17 protein-coding genes and 3 pseudogenes are annotated in these 17,026 nt (G+C 69.9%); 7 read left to right on the top strand and 13 right to left on the bottom strand.

Annotation, left to right across the window (positions count from 1 at the left end; translation table 11 throughout):
* From AMYAL_RS0139175 to AMYAL_RS0139130, 10 genes are all read right to left on the bottom strand, one after another.
* Nucleotides 1–1,281: an aminotransferase family protein gene (locus AMYAL_RS0139175; RefSeq protein ID WP_020636763.1), complete on the bottom strand. Its 1,281-nt coding sequence runs from the start codon at nt 1,279–1,281 to the stop codon at nt 1–3.
* 26 nt (nt 1,282–1,307) lie between these two features.
* Nucleotides 1,308–2,753 carry an NAD-dependent succinate-semialdehyde dehydrogenase gene (locus AMYAL_RS0139170; protein ID WP_020636762.1) on the bottom strand — a complete coding sequence of 482 codons (1,446 nt, stop codon included), beginning with the start codon at nt 2,751–2,753 and terminating at the stop codon, nt 1,308–1,310.
* A 185-nt stretch (nt 2,754–2,938) separates the two neighbouring features.
* A complete protein-coding gene (locus AMYAL_RS0139165; RefSeq protein WP_020636761.1) occupies nt 2,939–3,445 on the bottom strand; it encodes a TetR/AcrR family transcriptional regulator in 507 nt (168 codons plus the stop codon).
* A 257-nt stretch (nt 3,446–3,702) separates the two neighbouring features.
* Nucleotides 3,703–4,656, bottom strand: a complete 954-nt coding sequence (locus AMYAL_RS0139160; RefSeq protein WP_020636760.1) for an NAD(P)H-dependent flavin oxidoreductase — start codon at nt 4,654–4,656, stop codon at nt 3,703–3,705.
* Nucleotides 4,653–6,257: an AMP-binding protein gene (locus tag AMYAL_RS0139155; protein ID WP_245193307.1), complete on the bottom strand. Its 1,605-nt coding sequence runs from the start codon at nt 6,255–6,257 to the stop codon at nt 4,653–4,655. The genes AMYAL_RS0139160 and AMYAL_RS0139155 overlap by 4 nt, the downstream gene beginning before the upstream one ends.
* On the bottom strand, nt 6,254–7,015 hold the full coding sequence (locus AMYAL_RS0139150) for an enoyl-CoA hydratase/isomerase family protein (RefSeq protein WP_020636758.1): 762 nt from the start codon (nt 7,013–7,015) through the stop codon (nt 6,254–6,256). The genes AMYAL_RS0139155 and AMYAL_RS0139150 overlap by 4 nt, the downstream gene beginning before the upstream one ends.
* On the bottom strand, nt 7,016–8,203 hold the full coding sequence (locus AMYAL_RS0139145) for a CaiB/BaiF CoA transferase family protein (protein ID WP_020636757.1): 1,188 nt from the start codon (nt 8,201–8,203) through the stop codon (nt 7,016–7,018).
* Nucleotides 8,200–8,925: an enoyl-CoA hydratase/isomerase family protein gene (locus tag AMYAL_RS0139140; RefSeq protein ID WP_020636756.1), complete on the bottom strand. Its 726-nt coding sequence runs from the start codon at nt 8,923–8,925 to the stop codon at nt 8,200–8,202. Before AMYAL_RS0139140 ends, AMYAL_RS0139145 begins: the two co-directional genes overlap by 4 nt.
* On the bottom strand, nt 8,922–9,860 hold the full coding sequence (locus AMYAL_RS0139135) for a hydroxymethylglutaryl-CoA lyase (RefSeq protein WP_020636755.1): 939 nt from the start codon (nt 9,858–9,860) through the stop codon (nt 8,922–8,924). Before AMYAL_RS0139135 ends, AMYAL_RS0139140 begins: the two co-directional genes overlap by 4 nt.
* 59 nt (nt 9,861–9,919) lie before the next feature.
* Nucleotides 9,920–10,405: a MarR family winged helix-turn-helix transcriptional regulator gene (locus AMYAL_RS0139130; RefSeq protein WP_020636754.1), complete on the bottom strand. Its 486-nt coding sequence runs from the start codon at nt 10,403–10,405 to the stop codon at nt 9,920–9,922.
* A 56-nt stretch (nt 10,406–10,461) separates the two neighbouring features.
* Between AMYAL_RS0139130 and AMYAL_RS0139125 the strand changes: the two genes are divergently transcribed.
* Nucleotides 10,462–11,841, top strand: coding sequence for an MFS transporter (locus tag AMYAL_RS0139125; protein ID WP_245193305.1), 1,380 nt, complete (start codon nt 10,462–10,464; stop codon nt 11,839–11,841).
* Between the two features lie 85 nt (nt 11,842–11,926).
* On the opposite strand, the gene AMYAL_RS0139120 is transcribed toward AMYAL_RS0139125, so the two are convergent.
* Entirely contained in the window at nt 11,927–12,400 is a 474-nt protein-coding gene (locus tag AMYAL_RS0139120; protein ID WP_020636752.1) for an ArsI/CadI family heavy metal resistance metalloenzyme, read from the bottom strand.
* Nucleotides 12,401–12,484: 84 nt separating this feature from the next.
* On the opposite strand from AMYAL_RS0139120, the gene AMYAL_RS0139115 reads away from it, so the two are divergent.
* From AMYAL_RS0139115 to AMYAL_RS0139090, 5 genes and pseudogenes are all read left to right on the top strand, one after another.
* A complete protein-coding gene (locus AMYAL_RS0139115) occupies nt 12,485–12,847 on the top strand; it encodes an ArsR/SmtB family transcription factor (RefSeq protein ID WP_020636751.1) in 363 nt (120 codons plus the stop codon).
* Nucleotides 12,844–13,476: pseudogene (locus AMYAL_RS47330) on the top strand (arsenic resistance protein); the annotation flags it as partial. The gene AMYAL_RS0139115 and the pseudogene AMYAL_RS47330, both read left to right, overlap by 4 nt.
* A 45-nt stretch (nt 13,477–13,521) precedes the next feature.
* Nucleotides 13,522–14,390, top strand: a pseudogene (locus tag AMYAL_RS49680) (IS5 family transposase).
* 15 nt (nt 14,391–14,405) lie between these two features.
* Nucleotides 14,406–14,846: pseudogene (locus tag AMYAL_RS49675) on the top strand (arsenic resistance protein); the annotation flags it as partial.
* Complete coding sequence (locus AMYAL_RS0139090) at nt 14,843–15,250, top strand: arsenate reductase ArsC (RefSeq protein WP_020636750.1); 408 nt, start codon at nt 14,843–14,845, stop codon at nt 15,248–15,250. The pseudogene AMYAL_RS49675 and the gene AMYAL_RS0139090, both read left to right, overlap by 4 nt.
* 115 nt (nt 15,251–15,365) lie before the next feature.
* Here the strand turns inward: AMYAL_RS0139090 and AMYAL_RS0139085 are convergent, their stop codons facing one another.
* A complete protein-coding gene (locus AMYAL_RS0139085) occupies nt 15,366–15,986 on the bottom strand; it encodes a TMEM175 family protein (protein WP_020636749.1) in 621 nt (206 codons plus the stop codon).
* Nucleotides 15,987–16,010: 24 nt separating this feature from the next.
* A complete protein-coding gene (locus AMYAL_RS0139080) occupies nt 16,011–16,517 on the bottom strand; it encodes a DUF6790 family protein (protein ID WP_020636748.1) in 507 nt (168 codons plus the stop codon).
* 57 nt (nt 16,518–16,574) lie between these two features.
* Here AMYAL_RS0139080 and AMYAL_RS0139075 point away from each other — a divergent pair, with 57 nt between their 5' ends.
* Complete coding sequence (locus tag AMYAL_RS0139075; RefSeq protein ID WP_026467803.1) at nt 16,575–16,994, top strand: MarR family winged helix-turn-helix transcriptional regulator; 420 nt, start codon at nt 16,575–16,577, stop codon at nt 16,992–16,994.
* The last annotated feature ends 32 nt before the right edge of the window (nt 16,995–17,026 follow it).

Raw genomic sequence — 17,026 nt, 5'->3', positions numbered from 1 at the left:
TCAGCTCGCCGCGGCCGCGACGTGGCGGCACAGCACGTCGGCCAGGGTGTCGAGCTGGTCCTCGGTGATGACCAGCGGCGGCGACAGCACGATGCTGGTGCCGGAGGCCCGGACGACGACGCCGTCCGCGCGGCAGCCGGACTGCACCGACGCTGTCGGCACGCCGGTGAACTCGATGCCGAGCATCAGGCCGACCCCGCGGACCTCGCGCACGTGGGGGAGCGCGGTGAGCGGGTCGAGCCGCGCGCGCAGGCGGGCGCCGAGGACGCGGGCGCGTTCGAGGAGGTTCTCCCGCTCGATGATGTCGAGGTTCGCCAGCGCGACCGCGGCGCCGACGGGGTGACCGTTGTAGGTGAACCCGTGCAGGAACGTGGCCCCGTCGGCGAGTTCGAGCACCCGGTGGCCGATCAGCACCGCGCCCATCGGGACGTAGCCGCTGGTGATGCCCTTCGCGGTGACGATCATGTCCGGCTCGATGCCGAAGTGCCCGCTGCCGAACCAGTGCCCCGTCCGGCCGAAGGCGGTCACGATCTCGTCGACGATCAGCAGGATCCCGTTGCGGCGCAACACTTCCTGCACGCGGGGCCAGTACCCGTCCGGCGGTGGCACCATCCCGCCGACGCCCAGCACCGGTTCGCCGATGAACGCGGCGATGCGGTGCGCGCCGATCTCGGCGATACGCTGTTCCAGCTCCGCGACCAGCACGTCCGCCGCGTCCTGGTCGTATTCGATGGCGTGCGGCTTCCCGAGCCATTCGATGTCGGGCAGCAGCGGGCCGAACCCGGCGCGCAGGCCCTCGATCCCGGTCGCGGCGAGCGAGGCGCCGCCCATGCCGTGGTAACCGCCGGTCCGGGCCAGCACCACCGTCCGCTCCGGGGAACCGGCGTGGTGGAAGGCGAGCCGGGCGAGTTTGATCGCGGTCTCGTTGCCCTCCGAACCGCCGTTGGTGAGGAACACGCGTTCCAGGCCGGCGGGCGCGAGCGACAGCAGCCGTTCGGCGAGACGGATCGACGGGGTGTTCGAGTAGTCACCGAAGGACGAGTAGAACTCCAGGCGGCGGATCTGCTCGGCGGCGACGTCGGCGAGTTCCGCGCGGCCGTGGCCGACCGGGCATTGCCACAGGCCGCAGGTCCCGTCGATGTACCGGCGGCCTTCGGTGTCCCACAGCAGGGCGCCTTCGCCGCGGTCGAGGATGAGAGGTTCGGCCGGGGCGCCGATCGTGGTGTGCGGGTGCAGGAGGGTGCGCCGGTCGAGGGCGGCGAGATCGGTGGTGCTGGTCATGGAAGTCCTTCCTCTGCTCGGGGTGCTCAGAACCGCAGCGCGACGGCCTTCGTCTCGGTGTAGGCCTCGATTCCTTCGGCGCCGCCTTCGCGTTCCTGGCCTGAGTTCTTCTGGCCGCCGAACGGCAGTTCCGGGCGGACCGGAGCCGGGTCGTTGACCCCGATCACGCCGAAGTCCAGCCGGTCGAGCGCCCGCCAGACGCGGCGCAGGTCGCTGCCGAACAGGTAGGCGGCCAGTCCGTAGTCCGTGGCGTTGGCCAGGGCGATCGCTTCGTCGTCGCCGGTGAACGTGGTGACGGCCAGCACCGGGCCGAACGTCTCCTCGTGGCTGATGAGCATGTCCGCGGTGACGCCGGTGAGCACCGTCGGCCGGAAGTAGTGGCCGCGCAGCGCCGGATCGCCGGACTCCCAGCGGCTGCCGCCGATCAGGACCCTGGCGCCTTTGGCGACCGCGTCGGCGACCTGGTTCTCGACCTTCGCGAGTCCGGCCTTGTCGATCAGCGGACCGATCGTGGTGCCTTCGGCGTCTCCGCGCCCGAGGCGCAGCGCGGCCGTCTTCTTCTCGATCAGCGCGAGCAGGTCGTCTCGCACGCTCTCGTGGACGTAGAGCCGGTTCACGGCCGTGCAGCTTTGGCCGGCGTTGAAGAACTTCGCGGTGACCACGCCGGTGGCGGCCGCTTCGAGGTCGGCGTCGGCGAAGACGATCGCGGGGGAGTGCCCGCCCATTTCGAGCGATGTGCGGCGGAGCGTGTCGCCGGTCTGGCGGAGCAGGCCCAGGCCGACTTCGGTCGACCCGGTGAAGCTGACCTTGCGCAGCCTGCGATCGGCCAGCAGCGCCCCGACGAGTTCCGCGGGCCGGGTCGTGGTCAGCGACTGCAGCACGCCCGCCGGGAGGCCGGTCGCCTGCACGATGTCGAGCAGGGCGGTCGCGATGAGCGGTGTCTGCTCGGCCGGTTTGGCGATCACCGGGCAGCCAGCGGCCAGCGCGAGGCCGACCTTGCGCAGCAGCATGCTCGCCGGGAAGTTCCACGGCGTGATCGCGAGGACGGGGCCGACGGGGGAGCGCAGCACCAGGCCGGGACCCGCGGCCGAGGCCGGGGTGACACGGCCGTAGGCGCGCCGTCCCTCTTCCGCGGCCCACTCCAGCATCCGTGCCCCGCCGGTGAGTTCGCCGTTGGCCTCCGCGAGCGGTTTGCCGTTCTCGCGGCTCAGCAACAAGGCGAGTTCACCTTGGCGTGCGCGGATTTCCGCGGCCGCGGCGCGAAGGTGACCGCTGCGGGTTTCCGGGTCGGTGTCCGCCCAGCCGCGGGCGGCGGCGGCCGCGGCGTCGAGCGCGGCGAGAGCGTGGGTGACGTCCGCGTCGGCCGCCTGACCGAGGACGTCGAGGCTCGCGGGGTCCACGACGTCGAACGTCGCCGGGGCGGAATGCCGGCGACCGTCGATCAGCAAGGTCGCGGCAGCGGTGTCGGGCATCGGAAGGCCTTTCGCTTCAGGGATGCGCCGAGTCTGGCCCCCGAGTGTTGATTAAGTCAACACCTGAACCGGTTCTGAAAGTCTCAAAAGGACAGTGCGGAGTTGTTGCCCTGCAATGAAAAAAGGCAGTACTCGCTGCCCGATGGCACGCTGGGTGCGTGTCATCGGGCAACGGTACTGCCGTCTTAGTTGTGGTTCGCCAAGATGACGTGCAGGGCTTCGAGAGCCGGGCCCGGATCGACGTCCGGATCCGCCACCTGATGCAGGAACATCCCGTCGAGGGCGTAGAAAACGAGCTGCGTGAACCCGTCGTCGGCGGTCAGTTCCTTGCCGACGGCGGCGAGGTATCCGCGATAGAGCCGCCGGACGACCGGACGCAGCTCCGGGCGCCGGGCGGACTCCACGATCAGCTGATACTGGAAGATCTGGATCTCCGCGCTGTCCCGGTACCGTTTCCGGATCTCCTCGCCGTCGGCGAACACTCCGGTGCGAGCGCCGATCAAGCCGTTCTCCGCGCTCTCTTCGAGCACCCAGTCCAAAGAGGACTGGAGAAGGTCGTCGATCGAGGAGAAATGGTGCTGTACCGCGCCTGTGGTGCATCCGGCCGCTCTGGCGACCGCGCGATAGGTGAGACCGCGAAGTCCTTCTCGCGCCACGACTTCGACCGCCGCGCGCTGGAGCGCCCGCTTCATCTGGAACCTCCTTGTGCGAGGAGGCTACATTACAGATGTAATGTCGCGCCACTGCCTGGCGGGCCCAAGTCCGTGAAGGCCTCCTTCCCTACCCTGAAGGTAGGGAAGGAGGCCTTCACGGACTTCGTGATCGCCACATTCGCCACATCCGCCCCGGACGCAGCAGCGGTCACAGCGGCTGCGTAGGAAGGTCTCCTTGTCCGAGAGCGGAGTGGCCTGGCGGCGGTGGAGGAATCGGGACCACTCACGACCGCGCGTCAGGGGTGGAGCCGGGCGACGGCCGCGTCGTACTCCTCGGCGATCCGCCGCACGATGTCGGCCGCGGGCAGCACGTCGGTCACCAGCCCGGCCGACTGGCCCGCTTCGACCTTGCCGTTCGTCAGATCGCCGTCGAGCGCGGCGTCTCGCAGGGACGAGGCCGTGAACGTGTCACGTCGCCGTTCGAGGTCGGCCGCGGAGTTCTCGAGTTCGGCCATCCGGTCGGTGAAGTCGTTGGCCAGCGCGCGGATCAGGCCGAGGTCCCGGCCGACCGTGCGGGTCGAGCCGATCCCGGCGGCGACCACGGCGGCCTTGTAGTCCGGATGGACGGTGGCTTCGGTGCTGGCGAGGAACCGGGTGCCGAACTGGGCGGCACCCGCGCCGAGGGCGAGCATCGCGGCGAGGCCGGCGCCGTCGGCCAGGCCACCGGCCGCGACGATCGGCGTGTCCGGGACGGCGGTGGCGACAGCGCGGGTGAGGACCAGTGTCGTGACGAGGCCGGGCGGCGGATGCCCGCCGGCTTCGGCGCCGACGACGACGAGCCCGTCGACACCGGCGTCGACGGCCTTCTTCGCGTGCTCGGTGCTGGCGACCACGTGCAGGCAGGTCGTCCCGACGTCGTGGAAGCGGGCGAGATAGCGCCGCGGACCGCCTTGCGACGCGATCAGCACCGGTGGGCGGCGCGCGAGCAGTAATTCGATCACTTCCTCGGCGCCCGCCCGGTAGAGCGGCAGGTTCACCGCCCACGGTGACTCGGTGCCGTCGGCCATTTCGTCGAGGGCGCGGGTCAGGTCCGGCAGCCGCATCGGCCCGGCGGCGAGCACCCCGAGCCCGCCGGCGTTGCTGACCGCGAGCGGCAGCGCCGAGCACGACGAGGCCCACGACATCCCCGCCTGCACGATCGGCAGGTCGATGTCCAGCAGCGCGGTGACCGGGGTGCGGATCCGCCTCATCGGACGGACCCGAGCAGGGCACGGGCGTGCTCCGCGAGCTGGTTCTTCCGCACCTTCGAACTCGCCGTCATGCCGATCCCTTCGAAGCCGTCGACGATCCGGAGATGGTGCGGCACCTTGAAACCCGCCATGTTCGCCTTCGCCCAGCGCAGGAGTTCGTCCTCGGTCACCGCATCGGGCTCGCGGAGGACGACGAACGCGAACGGGACCTCGACAAGCCGCTCGTGCGGCACCCCGACCACGGCGGCCTGCCGGACCGCGGCATGACGGTGCAGCACGTCCTCGACGTCGGCCGGGGCGACGTTCTCGCCGCCGACGCGGATGATGTCCTTGGTGCGCCCGGCGAAATGGAGCCTGCCGGACCGGTCGAGCAGGCCGACGTCCCCGGTGGACAGCCAGCCGCCGGTGTCGATCGCGGCGGCGGTCTGCACGGGATCGTCGAGGTACCCCCGCATGACGTTCCAGCCGCGGACGAGGATCGCGCCAGGGGTGCCCGGCGCGCAGTCGTGGTCCCCGTCGAGCGCGCGGATACGGACCTTCACCCCTGGTTCGACGGCCATCGCGCCGGAAGCCCGGATCTCCTCGGGTTCCCACCAGCACGACTGCGCGACGTTCGGCGACGCCTCCGACAGGCCGTATCCCGCGACGCATTCACGAGCGCCGAGTTCGTCGATGACCCGACGGATCACCGTTGGTGACGCCGCGACCCAGGCGCCGCGCAGGCGGAGTTTCCGCGTCGCGCGGTCAGGATGGTTGAGCAGCATCATCGCGATGGTGTCGTTGCCCGAGAAATGCGTGCAGCGTTCCTCTTCCAGCAGGCGCAAAGCCTCTCCCGCCTCGAATTTGGGCATGGCCACCAACGTGACGGCGTGCTGGAGGCTGGCGAGCACTGAAAGAGTGCTTCCGGCGACGTGGAAGAACGGGCGTGCGCTGAGGAAGCGGTCGGCGGGGCGGAACCCGAGCCGGGCGCCGGAAAAGTACGCGTTGGCGCACATGTTCCGATGGGTGAGCAGGACACCCTTGGGCCGGGAAGTCGTGCCCGAGGTGTACTGCACGAGCAGCACGTCGTCCGGTTCCGCGGTGGCCGGGACGTCGCCGTCGGCGGCGGCGAGGAACGCCTTCCACGACGTCGTACCCTCCGGCACTTCCGTGCCCAGCACCACCACGGAGGTCAGGTCGGGCAGCGTGGCGCAGCGCCCGTCGGTCCCGAGACCCAGTTCGCGCAGCATCGCGACGAAGTCGACGCGCAGCACGCGGTCCGCGACGAAGAGCGTGGAAACCTTCGCCTTGGCCAGCATGTACCGCACCTCGTCGGCGGTGCACCGGGTGTTGACGGGCACGGCGACGGCGCCGAGCGAGCCGATCGCCACGAACAGCGCCACCCAGTCGGGACCGTTGCCGAGGCAGACACCGACGCGGTCACCCCGCCCGACGCCGTGTGCCGCGAGCGCGGCCCGGATCCGGACGACGTTCCCGGCGAGTTCGCCGTAGGTGACGCGGGACTCGGCGGTGACGACGGCCTCGACGTCCGGCGCGGTCAGCGCGGCACGCTCCAGCGCCTCGTGCGCGGTGAGCGGGCAGACGGTGCGCAGGTCCATCATTCGGCCTCCTTGGTACCGGCGCCGGTGAAGCGGTCGATGCCGTCACGCCAGTCGCCGGTCTCCAGATTCTGCTCGATCGCGGCCATCTCGATGCGGACGCCGCGGTCGAGGTCGGTTTCGGTGCCGAGATCGACCGCGCGTTTGGTCAGCGCGATGGCGCCCGGCGGCGCCTTGGCGATGTTCTGAGCCGTTTCGTCCCCGATGTCGGTCAGCTCCGCCGGGGGAACGACGCGGACGACGAGCCCGAGGTCGCGGGCCTCTTCCGCGCCGACCGGGCGATTGGTGAACAGCAGCTCCTTGGCGCGGCGCGGCCCGATCGCCCTCGGCAGCCGCTGGGTGGCACCGACCGTGCCCCAGTGCGGCTCGGGAAAGCGGAAGGTGGTGCCCTCGGCGGCGATGGCGAAATCGGCGGCGAGCGTGATCTCGCCGCCCGAGCCGACGACGGCCCCGTGCACCAGCGCGATCACCGGACGGCGACAGGCCGCGATCGCGGCGTAGGCGGCGAACGAGGCCGCGCGGCGGCGGCGCACCCACGACGCGTCCTTGCCGGTGCGCTCCTTGAGATCGGCCCCGGCACAGAACACCGGCCCCTGCCCGGAGAGCACGACGACCCGGACCGACTCGTCGGCGTCGATCTCGTCGAACGCCGCGCGCAGCTGAAGGCACAAGGGCAGGTCCACGGCGTTGCGCGCGGCCGGGCGGGCCAGTCGCAGCCGGGCGATCCCGGCGGTGACGTCGAGCTTGATCCGCTCGTCCACTCAGATCACTCCTTCGCCGCTCAGCGCGGCGATCTCGGCCGGGCCGAAGCCCGCGTCCGCGAGCACGCTCTCGGTGTCGGCGCCCAGCAACGGCGGGCTCTCCAGGTCTTCCGGCCGCGCCCCGGTTTCCCGCAGCGGCGTGCGGATCGCGGGGAACGTTCCCTCGGTGGGGTGGGAGAAGGTGCCGACGACACCGCGCGCCCGCGCGTGCGGATCGTCCAGTGCCTCGCGAACGCCGCGGACCTCGCCGACCGGCACGTCGGCCGCGCGCAGGTCCTCGACCAGCCCGCCGCTTTCGCGGGAAGCGATCGCCGTGCGCAGCGCGGTCATCACCCGGTCGCGGCGGGCGACCCGTCCGGAGTTGAGCCGGAGCGCGCTGTCGGAACCGAGTTCGTCGAGGCCGAGCACCCGGCACAGCGGCGCCCAGTGCTGGTCGCTGCAGCTGATGTGCACCCAGCGGCCGTCCGCGGCCTCGAAGGCGGCGGACGGGACACGGCCGGGGTGCTGGCTGCCGGTCCGCGCCGGATCCTCGTCGAGGGCGAACAGCCGGGCGGCGTTCAGCGCGTGCAGGCTGAGCTGGACGTCCATCATCGACACGTCCAGGTGGCGTCCGCGTCCGGTGGCGCTCCGTCCGGTCAGACCGGTCAGCGCGGCGATGACCACCCAGAGCCCCGAGGTCAGGTCCGCGGCCGGGATCCCGGTCTTGACCGGCGGGCCGTCCGGTTCGCCGGTCATCGCCATGACTCCGGACAGGGCCTGGAACACGGTGTCGTACCCCTTGCGGGAGCGGTCCGGGCCGGTCTGCCCGAACCCGGTGGCGGACACGTACACCAGACCGGGGTTGCCCGCGGCCAGCTCTTCGTAGCCGAGGCCGAGCCGGTCCATGGTGCCGGGCAGGAAGTTCTCGACGACGACGTCGGCACGGGCGGCGAGACGGCGGGCGACGTCGCGGCCGCGGGTGTCCTTCAAATCGAGGGTCACCGAGCGTTTGCCCCGGTTGACGGCGAAGAAGTAGGCGCTTTCCCCGGCGGGGAGCCGGGGCTCGAAACCACGGGTCTCGTCGCCCGAGCCCGGCCGTTCGACCTTGATCACCGTCGCGCCCAGTTCGCCGAGGATCTGCGTGGCCATCGGGGCGGCCAGCACACGGGAGAAGTCGAGCACGGTGATGCCTTCGAGCGGCGGCGTCACCGGCGGAACCCCCGCATCAGGGCGTTCACGTCCTGGCCCGCCCGCACGGCGGCGTCGGTCGGCAGGTCGCCGACCCGGTAGAACAGGTCCTTGGCGGCGCTCAGCGCCCGTGGCTCCACCGCCGCCCATCCCGCGGCGATCTCCAGCGCGCCGGAGAGGACGTTCTCGGCCTCGACGACCCGGTTGACCAGGCCGTGTTCGAACGCTTCGGCCGCCGTGAGCAGCCTGCCGGTGCTGATCAGCTCGAACGCGAGTTTGCGGCCCAGATGCCGGACCAGGCCGGTCATCACCAGGGCCGGGACGAGGGAGTGCCGCAGTTCCGGGTAGCCGAAGCGCAGGTCGGTGCCCGCGACGACCATGTCGGCGCCGATCGCGAGGCCCGCGCCGCCGCCGACCGCCGCGCCGCGGACCGCGGCGACGACCGGGACGCCCATCCGCTGCATCCGGGTCTGGAGCCCGGCGGTCAGCGCCGCCCGCTCCAGCACGGCGTCGGGCTGCTCCGGCGTGAGGGCGGAGAACTCGGAAAGGTCCGCGCCGGCGCAGAATCCGCGGCCGTTGCCGGTCAGCACCACGGCGCGGACGCCGGGGTCGCGGTCGGCGTCGTCGAGCGCGTCCCGCAGCGTGCGGGTGAGGGCGGTGTCGAGCGCGTTGAGCTTGTCCGGGCGGTTGAGGGTGAGGACGCGGACCCGGTCGTGGTCCTCGGTGAGCAGGATTCCGGTCATCGGCGGGTTTCTCCTTGTGTGCGGGCGAAACCGGCTCGCGCGACCATGCTGTGCAGCGGGCGGCCGAGCGCTTTCTCGCAGGCGGCGGACGACTCGGCGAGCGCGTCGGGGTCCAGCCCGGTCCGGACGCCCATCGCGTGGAAGAGATCGACGAGGTCTTCGGTGCAGACGTTCCCGGTCAGCCCGGCGCCGTAGCCGATCGACGCCGGATGGCCGCCGACCCCGCCCATCGCGCTGTCGAAATGGCGGCAGCCCGCGTCCAGCGCGGCCACCGCGTTGGCGATGCCCGCGCCCCGCGAGTTGTGGAAATGCGCGATTAGCGGCAGCCCCGGATGGGCCAGGGCGAGCCGCTCGAACAGGGCTTTCACGGTCTTCGGCGTCGCCACCCCGGTGGTGTCGCCCAGGGTGACCGCGTCGGCGCCCAGCTCGGCGAACCGCGCGACGTCCTCGGCCACCCGCCCCTGGTCGACGGCGCCTTCGAACGGGCAGCCGAACGCGACGGACACCACGCCGATCAGGCGGAAACGCTTGTCCGCCAACCGGATCATCTCCGCGACCCGCTCCCACTGCGCGGCGCGCGTGGTGCGCAGGTTCCGTTCGGTGTGGCTCTCGCTGGCCGAGACCAGCAGGCTCAGCTCCCCGGCCCCGGCGCCGCGATCCAGATCGGCCAGCGCCCGCGTCACCGCGCGGGGATTGGGGCAGGTCGCCTTGAACGCCACACCCGGCCGGTGGCCGAGGGAGGCGAGCACCTCGCTCGCGTCGGCGAACGCCGGGACCCGCTCCGGGTGGCTGTAGCTCGTGGCCTCGACGCGGGTGAACCCCGCGCGGGCGAAACCTTCCAGCAGGGCGACTTTCGTCGCGGTGGGGACGAACGCCGGCTCGTGCTGCAGCCCGTCCCTGGCGAAGCACTCACAAATCGTGACCCCGTCGGTCATCGAGTCACCTCCTGTCGGTGACTCCAGAACTACTCGCCGACAGTTGATAATGTCAACACTTAGGGTTTCGTGTCACGTTCGCGCTCCTCCTGTTCGATGACGAGCGCGGCGTCGGCCAGCTTGTCCAGTGCGCGTTCGAGGACCTCGGCCTCGGTGGAGGTCAGGATGCCGAGGAAGGCGGCGTCGCGCTCGTTCGCGGCGACGATGAGACCTCGGTACACGGTGAGGCCGTCCTCGGTCAGCGCCAGGCGGGAAGTGCGGCCGGAGGCGGCCGTGCGGTTCACCAGTCCGCGTTCGACCAGCTTCGCCACCACCCTGCTCATCTGCGCTTTGTCCAGGCCGGCCCGGCGGGCGAGCCGGTTGAGGGTGAGTGTCGGGTCCGCGGCGATGAGGGCGATCGCCCGCCATTCGCCGAGGCTCACGTCGAACTCCCGGCGGTAGCGCAGTGCCGCTGAACGCGACAGGGCGGCCGACGTGCGGGAGAGTCGGTAGGACAGCAGCTGGGAGATCGGGACGAGCTCGTGTCCGTCCGGGCGTTCGGTCATGCCGGGCATCCTACCCATCGGACGCCAAGTGTTGACAGTATCAACACTTGCGGCGCATGCTCGCGTCGTCCCCGCCGCAGACAAGGGAGTCGAAGAACGTGGCCGATCCCAGCCCAGCAATCGAACAGTCCGCCGCGCCGGTCGACCGGCAGGCCACCTACCGGGCGATCGCGCTGCGGATCATGCCCTTGCTCGTGATCTGCTACATCGTCAGCTTCATCGACCGGACGAACATCGGCATCGCGCAGGAGGGCCTCGAACGCGATCTCGGTTTCGGCCCCGCGGTCTACGGCCTCGGCGTGACGGTGTTCTTCGTCGGGTTCATCCTCTTCGAGGTGCCGAGCAACGCGCTGATGGCACGGATCGGGGCGCGCAAATCCCTGGTGCGCATCATGGCCTCCTGGGGTGCCGTGACCGTGGCGACGATGTTCGTCCAGGACGAGTACACCTTCTATGTGGCGAGGTTCCTGCTCGGCGTCGCCGAGGCCGGGTTCTTCCCAGGGGCGCTGTTCTATCTGTCCCGCTGGTTCCCGTCGGCGCGCCGGACCCGCATGACCGCGATCTTCTTCATCGGGGTGCCGGTTTCCGGGATCGTGGGTTCGGTGATCTCCGGCGGCATCATGCACAGCCTCGGCGGTGTCGCCGGGCTGGCGGACTGGCAATGGCTGTTCCTCGTCGAGGGGATCCCGCCGATCCTGCTCGCCCTCGCCGTGCTGTGCTGGCTCGCCGACGAACCCGAGCAGGTCCGCTGGCTCACTCCCGCGCAGAAGGCGGCGGTCCGCGCCGACCTCGACGCCGATCAGCGGCTCAAGGGAGGCGCCGGTGGCACAGCGACCCACATTGGGCTTCGTGCGGCACTGAGTGACCCCAAGGTTTGGATCCTCGGGGTGTGCGCGTGCGGCGCGTACACCCTCGCGAACGCGGTTTCCTTCTGGGCGCCCAGGATCATCGCCGACGCCGGCGTGGGGGACGTGCTGAACCTGGGCCTGTTCTCCGCCGTGCCGCCGCTGGCAGGGATCGTCGCCATGCTGATCGTCGGACGGCATTCCGACCGCACCCTCGAACGGCGCTGGCACGCCGCCACCGCGTGGATCGTCGCGGCGCTCGCGATGTTCGCGATTTCCCTTTTCCACGGCAATGTCCTCGCGGTCGTGGTGCTGCTCGCCGTCCTCGCGGCGGCGCACTACTCGGGGCTGACGGTGTTCTACTCGATTCCGTCGATCTATCTTTCGGACCGCGCGGCCGCGACCGGTATCGCCGTCGTGACGTCGATGGGCTCCTTCGCGGCCGCCGCGTCGCCTTCGCTGCTCGGGTTCATCCAATCCGCGACCGGGAGTCTCGGTCTCGGGCTGCAGATCAGCAGCGGGATGGTGCTGATCGCGGTGGTCGTCCTCCTTGTCGGTGTCCGGGCGGGGGACCTCAAGGAGAAGAAGTGAGGGTGGGCAAGGGTGCGCGGGTGGGGTTCAGGGCGATCGCCTGATGCCGGAGCGGGCGGCGGACAGCTGCCCGCTCCGGCGCGGGTCACGAGCAGCAACCTGCGGGCTGCGTGGCCTTGTCCGTCCGGCCGGTGCCGGAGGTGCAGCAGGTGGCCGGGGTGGTGAGGGTAGCGCTGTCGGTGCCGAAGGTCTGGGAGTCGGCCTTGACGGTGTAGACCTCCCAGGGTTCCTGGCCGGGGCCGTGGACCCAGACCTTGTCCTGGACGGCGTAGCAACAGGTGGCGTCGTCCTCGGTCAGCGTTTCGAGTCCTTCGCCGGTGAGGCGCTTGCTGGCTTCGCTGACCTGGTCGGTGGACTCGACTTCGACGCCGAGGTGGTCCATGACGGTCGCCTGGCCGGGCTCGCCTTCCAGGAGCACGAGCTTGAGCGCGGGTTCGGCGATGGCGAAGTTGGCGTAGCCGGGGCGAAGTTTGGCCGGTTCGGTGCCGAAGAGCTTGGAGTAGAAGTCGATCGAGCCTTCGAGGTCTCCGACCCGCAGTGCGAGCTGCACCCGTGACATCCCATCCTCCTTGGATAGACGTTCATCGAAACAGTGGATGCGACTTAGATTGGCTTCTACTTAGAAGTCTGTCAAGATAGACACATGTCGAAACAGCTGCCGATCGTCGCGATGGACGCCTGCTGCTCCCCATTGGCCCGCGAACCGCTGACCGAGGCCCAGGCCGTCGAGCTGGCCACGCTGTTCAAGGCGATGGCCGACCCCGTCCGTCTGCGGCTGCTGTCGCTGATCGCCTCCCACGACGGGGGCGAGGCGTGTGTGTGCGACCTGACCGACGCGTTCGACCTGACCGGCCCGACCATCTCCCACCACCTCAAGGTTCTGCGCGAGTCCGGGCTGATCACCGGGCAGCGGCGTGGGACCTGGGTCTACTACCGCGTCCACCCCGAGGTCCTGGCCCGCCTCTCGGCCGTGCTCGTCCCTGGCGACGCCACGGTCCCGGCATGACCGACCAGCACGGTGGGGTGGTCGGGAAGCTGTCCACCCTGGACCGGTTCCTGCCCGTGTGGATCGCGGCCGCCATGGTCGCCGGGCTCCTGGCCGGACGCTGGATCCCCGGCCTGAACACCGCGCTGTCCGCGGTACAGGTGGACGGGATCTCGCTGCCGATCGCGCTCGGGCTGCTGGTGATGATGTACCCGGTGCTCGCGAAGGTCCGCTACGACCGGCTCGGCACGGTCACCGGCGACCGGCGGCTGTTGTGGCCGTCGCTGGCGCTGAACTGGCTGATCGGCCCGGCGCTGATGTTCGCGCTCGCGTGGCTTTTGCTGCCCGATCTCCCGGAGTACCGGACCGGGCTGATCATCGTCGGCCTCGCCCGCTGCATCGCCATGGTCATCATCTGGAACGACCTCGCCCGCGGCGACCGCGAGGCCGCCGCCGTGCTCGTCGCCTTGAACTCGGTGTTCCAGGTGATCGCGTTCGGCCTGCTCGGCTGGTTCTATCTTTCGGTCCTGCCCGGCTGGCTCGGTCTCCCGCAAGCCGACCTCGCGGTGTCCGGCTGGCAGATCGCGAAAAGCGTGCTGATCTTCCTCGGCATCCCGCTCCTCGCGGGCTACCTCACCCGCCGCCTAGGGCGTGTCCTGTAAGTGATCTAGCTGGGGTTCGGTTGGATTGCGGTCGTGGTTGGTCGTGGTGAGTTGACGGATAAGGCATGGGCGGTGATCGAGCCGTTGCTGCCGCCTCAGCAAGGTGGTGGGCGGCGGTGGCGGGATCATCGCCAGGTCATCAACGCGATCCTGTGGAAGTTGCGCACTGGAGCGCCCTGGCGTGACCTGCCTGATCGTTACGGGCCTTGGAAGACGGCGCATGAACGGCTGCGGTTGTGGACCAAGGACGGCACCTGGGACCGGATTCTCGACCGGGTGATCGTCAAGGACGACGCCGTCGGCGACCTCGAGTGGATCGTTTCCGTCGACTCGAGCGTGGTTCGGGCGCATCAGCATTCCGCCGGCGCCCGGAAAAAGGGGGACGCAGCGACGGAATCGAAGCCCTCGCCCTCGATGGGGAAGGACTCGGGCGGTCCCGTGGCGGGCTGAGCACCAAGATCCATCTCGCCGTCGACGGACGAGGCCTGCCGATGCGGTTCCTGCTCACCCCCGGCCAAGCCGGAGACAACCCGGAGCTGGTTCCGCTGCTGGACGGCATCACCGTCGCCCGGATCGGTCCCGGCCGGCCACGCTGCCGACCGGAGACGGTGATCGCGGACAAGGCGTATTCGCATCCGTCAACCCGCCGGGCGATGCGAGACCGGCGGATCAGGTTCGTCAGTCCGGAACGGGACGACCAGGTCGCCCGCCGCGCAGCCAAAGGCCGCAGCGGCGGGCGACCACCAGCGTTCGACGCCGAGGTCTATAAGCAGCGCAACGTGGTCGAACGGTGCTTCAACCGGCTCAAACAGTTCCGCGACCTGGCCACCCGCTACGCCAAACGCGCCGCCTACTACCAGGCCGAACTCACCATCGCCGCGATCATGCTCTGGCTCCAATGACTTACAGGACACGCCCTAGGCGAACACACGAAAGGCCGCACCTGGTACGAAACCCGGTTCCTGCCCAGGATCGGCCCGGCCGCGCTCTACGGGCTGCTGTTCACCATCGTGGTTCTCTTCGCGCTGCAAGGAGAACAGATCACCGCGCGGCCGCTGGACGTCGTCCGGATCGCGGTCCCGCTGCTGGTCTACTTCGGACTGATGTGGGCCGGGTCCTATGCCTTCGGCCGCGCCGTCGGCCTCTCCTACGAGCGCACCACCACGCTGGCGTTCACCGCCGCGGGCAACAACTTCGAACTCGCCATCGCCGTCGCTATCGCCACCTTCGGCGCGACCAGCGGGCAAGCGCTCGCCGGGGTCGTCGGGCCGCTGATCGAAGTCCCCGTCCTCGTCGCGCTCGTCTACGTCTCCCTGGCGCTGCGCCGCCGCCACACCCGCGTGGAGGTCACACCGTGAACACCCCCGAAGTCCTGTTCGTCTGCGTCCACAACGCCGGACGCTCCCAGATGGCCGCAGCCCTGCTGCACCACCACGCCGCCGGACGCGTCACCGTCCGCTCCGCAGGATCAGCACCAGCGAACGAGATCAACCCCGCCGTCGTCGCGGTCATGGCCGAACTCGGCATCGACGTCTCCCGCGAATTCCCCGAAAAACTCACCACCGACGCGGTCGAGGCCGCCGATGTCGTGATCACCATGGGCTGTGGCGACGCCTGCCCGATCTTCCCCGGCAAGCGCTACCTCGACTGGCAACTTGACGACCCCACCGGCCAAACGCCCGAGCGGATCCGCCTGATCCGCGACGACATCGACCGCCGCGTCCGCACCCTGTTCGCCGAGTTGATCCCCGCCCTGCCCTGAGGTTCCCCACGGTCGGGAACTGCCACGTCAGGTGAAATCGCGATGCCAACTGTCAACTGTCGCCACTGAGTGAATGCGGCGGGAGTGAACCACGCGCGGAGATTCCCAGGATCTGTCAGGCGCCGGAAGTCCGGCGGTCCTGGACGCGGCGGGCGACCGCCAGCGCGATCGGCGCCGCGAGCCAGCACAGGTACGCGCCGGTGTCCTCGGTCAGGAACGCGACGGGAATGGAGACCCCGAAGACCGCGGCCAGGCAGACGCTGCGCGTGAGGCTTTGGGTGAACACCCGTGGCGGGCCGTCCGTTCCGTAGAGGTGTTCGCGCCGGATCTCCCGGATGATCAGGGCGAACGACGCGGACGCCAGGACCTGCACCACCGCGTACAGGCTGAACCGGACCGGGAAGGCGCCTTCGGCGGTGATCACCCGTGTCGCGAACGGCATCAGGACCTGCATGAACAGCCACAGCAGGGTGAGACTGACCAGGCGGCCGCTCAGCGAGCGGACATGCGGGAAGATCTCGTGGTGGGCGCGCCAGTGGGCGGCGATCACCATGAAGCTGAGCGCGAAGGCGAGATACTCCTTGCCGTGGGCCGCCGCCGAGCCGAGCATGGCGCCGTTGGTGTCCCCGTGGGGGATCGGGAGATCCAGGGCCAGCAAGGTGAGCGCGATCGCGATCACCGCGTCGACGAAGATGGTGAGCCGCTCGGCGGCGGCCTTGCTGATAGGCGTTGTCATGATGAGGATCAGCTCCCTTCGGTGTCAGACGGCGATTTTCGCGGCCGCGAGTCGCTGGGACCGCACGGCCAGGATGATCATGACCGCCGGGATCAGGATGTCGTTGGCGAGGACTCCGCCGGTGTTGCCGGGGGCGTGGTCACCGTTGAACCACTGGTAGACGTGGCCGATCACGGCTCCCCAGAGGAACATTCCGCCGCCGAGGCCGATGGTGATGCGTTCGCGCGCGGACGCCGAGGCGGCCCGGAAGCCCATGACGGCCAGGCCGAGGTTGGCGAAGGCGATCTCGAACATGAAGGGCGTCCGGTCGAAGCCGATCGCCGTGGCCATGACGTCCGGGAAGGCGAGGAAGGCGACCGTCATCCACAGGCTGCCGCAGCCGAAGGCGCCGATGGCCCACCAGCGCTGCCAGATCTCGAGCCGTTCTTCGGGCGAGGTGGCGCGGCGGGCCCGGATGGTGGCTCCGATGGCGGGCACCACGATCCAGACCAGCGGGAAGGCGGATTGGGCGAGGTAAGAGAAGTTGTCCATGGCTTCAGTCTTACCTAGTTAATATTAACTCGTCAACACTCTGGTATGGTGAGCATCGTGGATGACGGACTCGCAGACCTGTTGCACCGGGTGGTCATGCTGATGGGCGAAGCCGCCCGGCGGCGCACCGATGACCCCGGCGGTTTGACCTACAGCCAGATACGGCTTCTGGGCACGCTGGAGGAGATCGAGCCGGCGACGCAGCATCGGCTCGCGCAGGCGCTGTCTGTTTCGGACCCGGCGATCAGCCGGGCGCTGCGGCCGCTCGAAGCGGAGGGCCTGGTGCTGATCACCGTCGACCCCGAGCATGCGCGGCGGCGGCTCGTCCACCTCACCGAACTCGGCCGGAAAGCCTTTCATACCGCCGGAAAGCCGCTCTACGACGAGTTCCGTGCGGGACTCGAAGCGGCAGGCTTTCCTTACGAGCGCTACCTCGAGGACACCCTTCGGCTGGCTGAGATCCTCGCGTCCGACTGAGGACGGGTGCTGCCGCCGGTCGGGAACCGGCG

It is taken from the genome of Amycolatopsis alba DSM 44262 (genome assembly GCF_000384215.1).
In the GTDB taxonomy this organism is placed as follows: Bacteria; Actinomycetota; Actinomycetes; order Mycobacteriales; family Pseudonocardiaceae; genus Amycolatopsis; species Amycolatopsis alba.
The sequence above is the reverse complement of the archived record's forward strand: the minus strand, read 5'-3'. Positions and strand labels throughout refer to the sequence as shown.

Bases quoted from the DNA above. Each gene is read 5' to 3' on its own strand.
- AMYAL_RS0139175 (WP_020636763.1), bottom strand. From the start codon at position 1,281: ATGACCAGCACCACCGATCTCGCCGCCCTCGACCGGCGCACCCTCCTG.
- AMYAL_RS0139140 (WP_020636756.1), bottom strand. From the start codon at position 8,925: ATGACCGGAATCCTGCTCACCGAGGACCACGACCGGGTCCGCGTCCTC.
- AMYAL_RS0139160 (WP_020636760.1), bottom strand. From the start codon at position 4,656: ATGAGGCGGATCCGCACCCCGGTCACCGCGCTGCTGGACATCGACCTG.
- AMYAL_RS0139170 (WP_020636762.1), bottom strand. From the start codon at position 2,753: ATGCCCGACACCGCTGCCGCGACCTTGCTGATCGACGGTCGCCGGCAT.
- AMYAL_RS0139130 (WP_020636754.1), bottom strand. From the start codon at position 10,405: ATGACCGAACGCCCGGACGGACACGAGCTCGTCCCGATCTCCCAGCTG.
- AMYAL_RS0139085 (WP_020636749.1), bottom strand. From the start codon at position 15,986: ATGACAACGCCTATCAGCAAGGCCGCCGCCGAGCGGCTCACCATCTTC.
- AMYAL_RS0139120 (WP_020636752.1), bottom strand. From the start codon at position 12,400: ATGTCACGGGTGCAGCTCGCACTGCGGGTCGGAGACCTCGAAGGCTCG.
- AMYAL_RS0139165 (WP_020636761.1), bottom strand. From the start codon at position 3,445: ATGAAGCGGGCGCTCCAGCGCGCGGCGGTCGAAGTCGTGGCGCGAGAA.
- AMYAL_RS0139115 (WP_020636751.1), top strand. From the start codon at position 12,485: ATGTCGAAACAGCTGCCGATCGTCGCGATGGACGCCTGCTGCTCCCCA.
- AMYAL_RS0139155 (WP_245193307.1), bottom strand. From the start codon at position 6,257: ATGATGGACCTGCGCACCGTCTGCCCGCTCACCGCGCACGAGGCGCTG.
- AMYAL_RS0139135 (WP_020636755.1), bottom strand. From the start codon at position 9,860: ATGACCGACGGGGTCACGATTTGTGAGTGCTTCGCCAGGGACGGGCTG.
- AMYAL_RS0139080 (WP_020636748.1), bottom strand. From the start codon at position 16,517: ATGGACAACTTCTCTTACCTCGCCCAATCCGCCTTCCCGCTGGTCTGG.
- AMYAL_RS0139125 (WP_245193305.1), top strand. From the start codon at position 10,462: ATGCTCGCGTCGTCCCCGCCGCAGACAAGGGAGTCGAAGAACGTGGCC.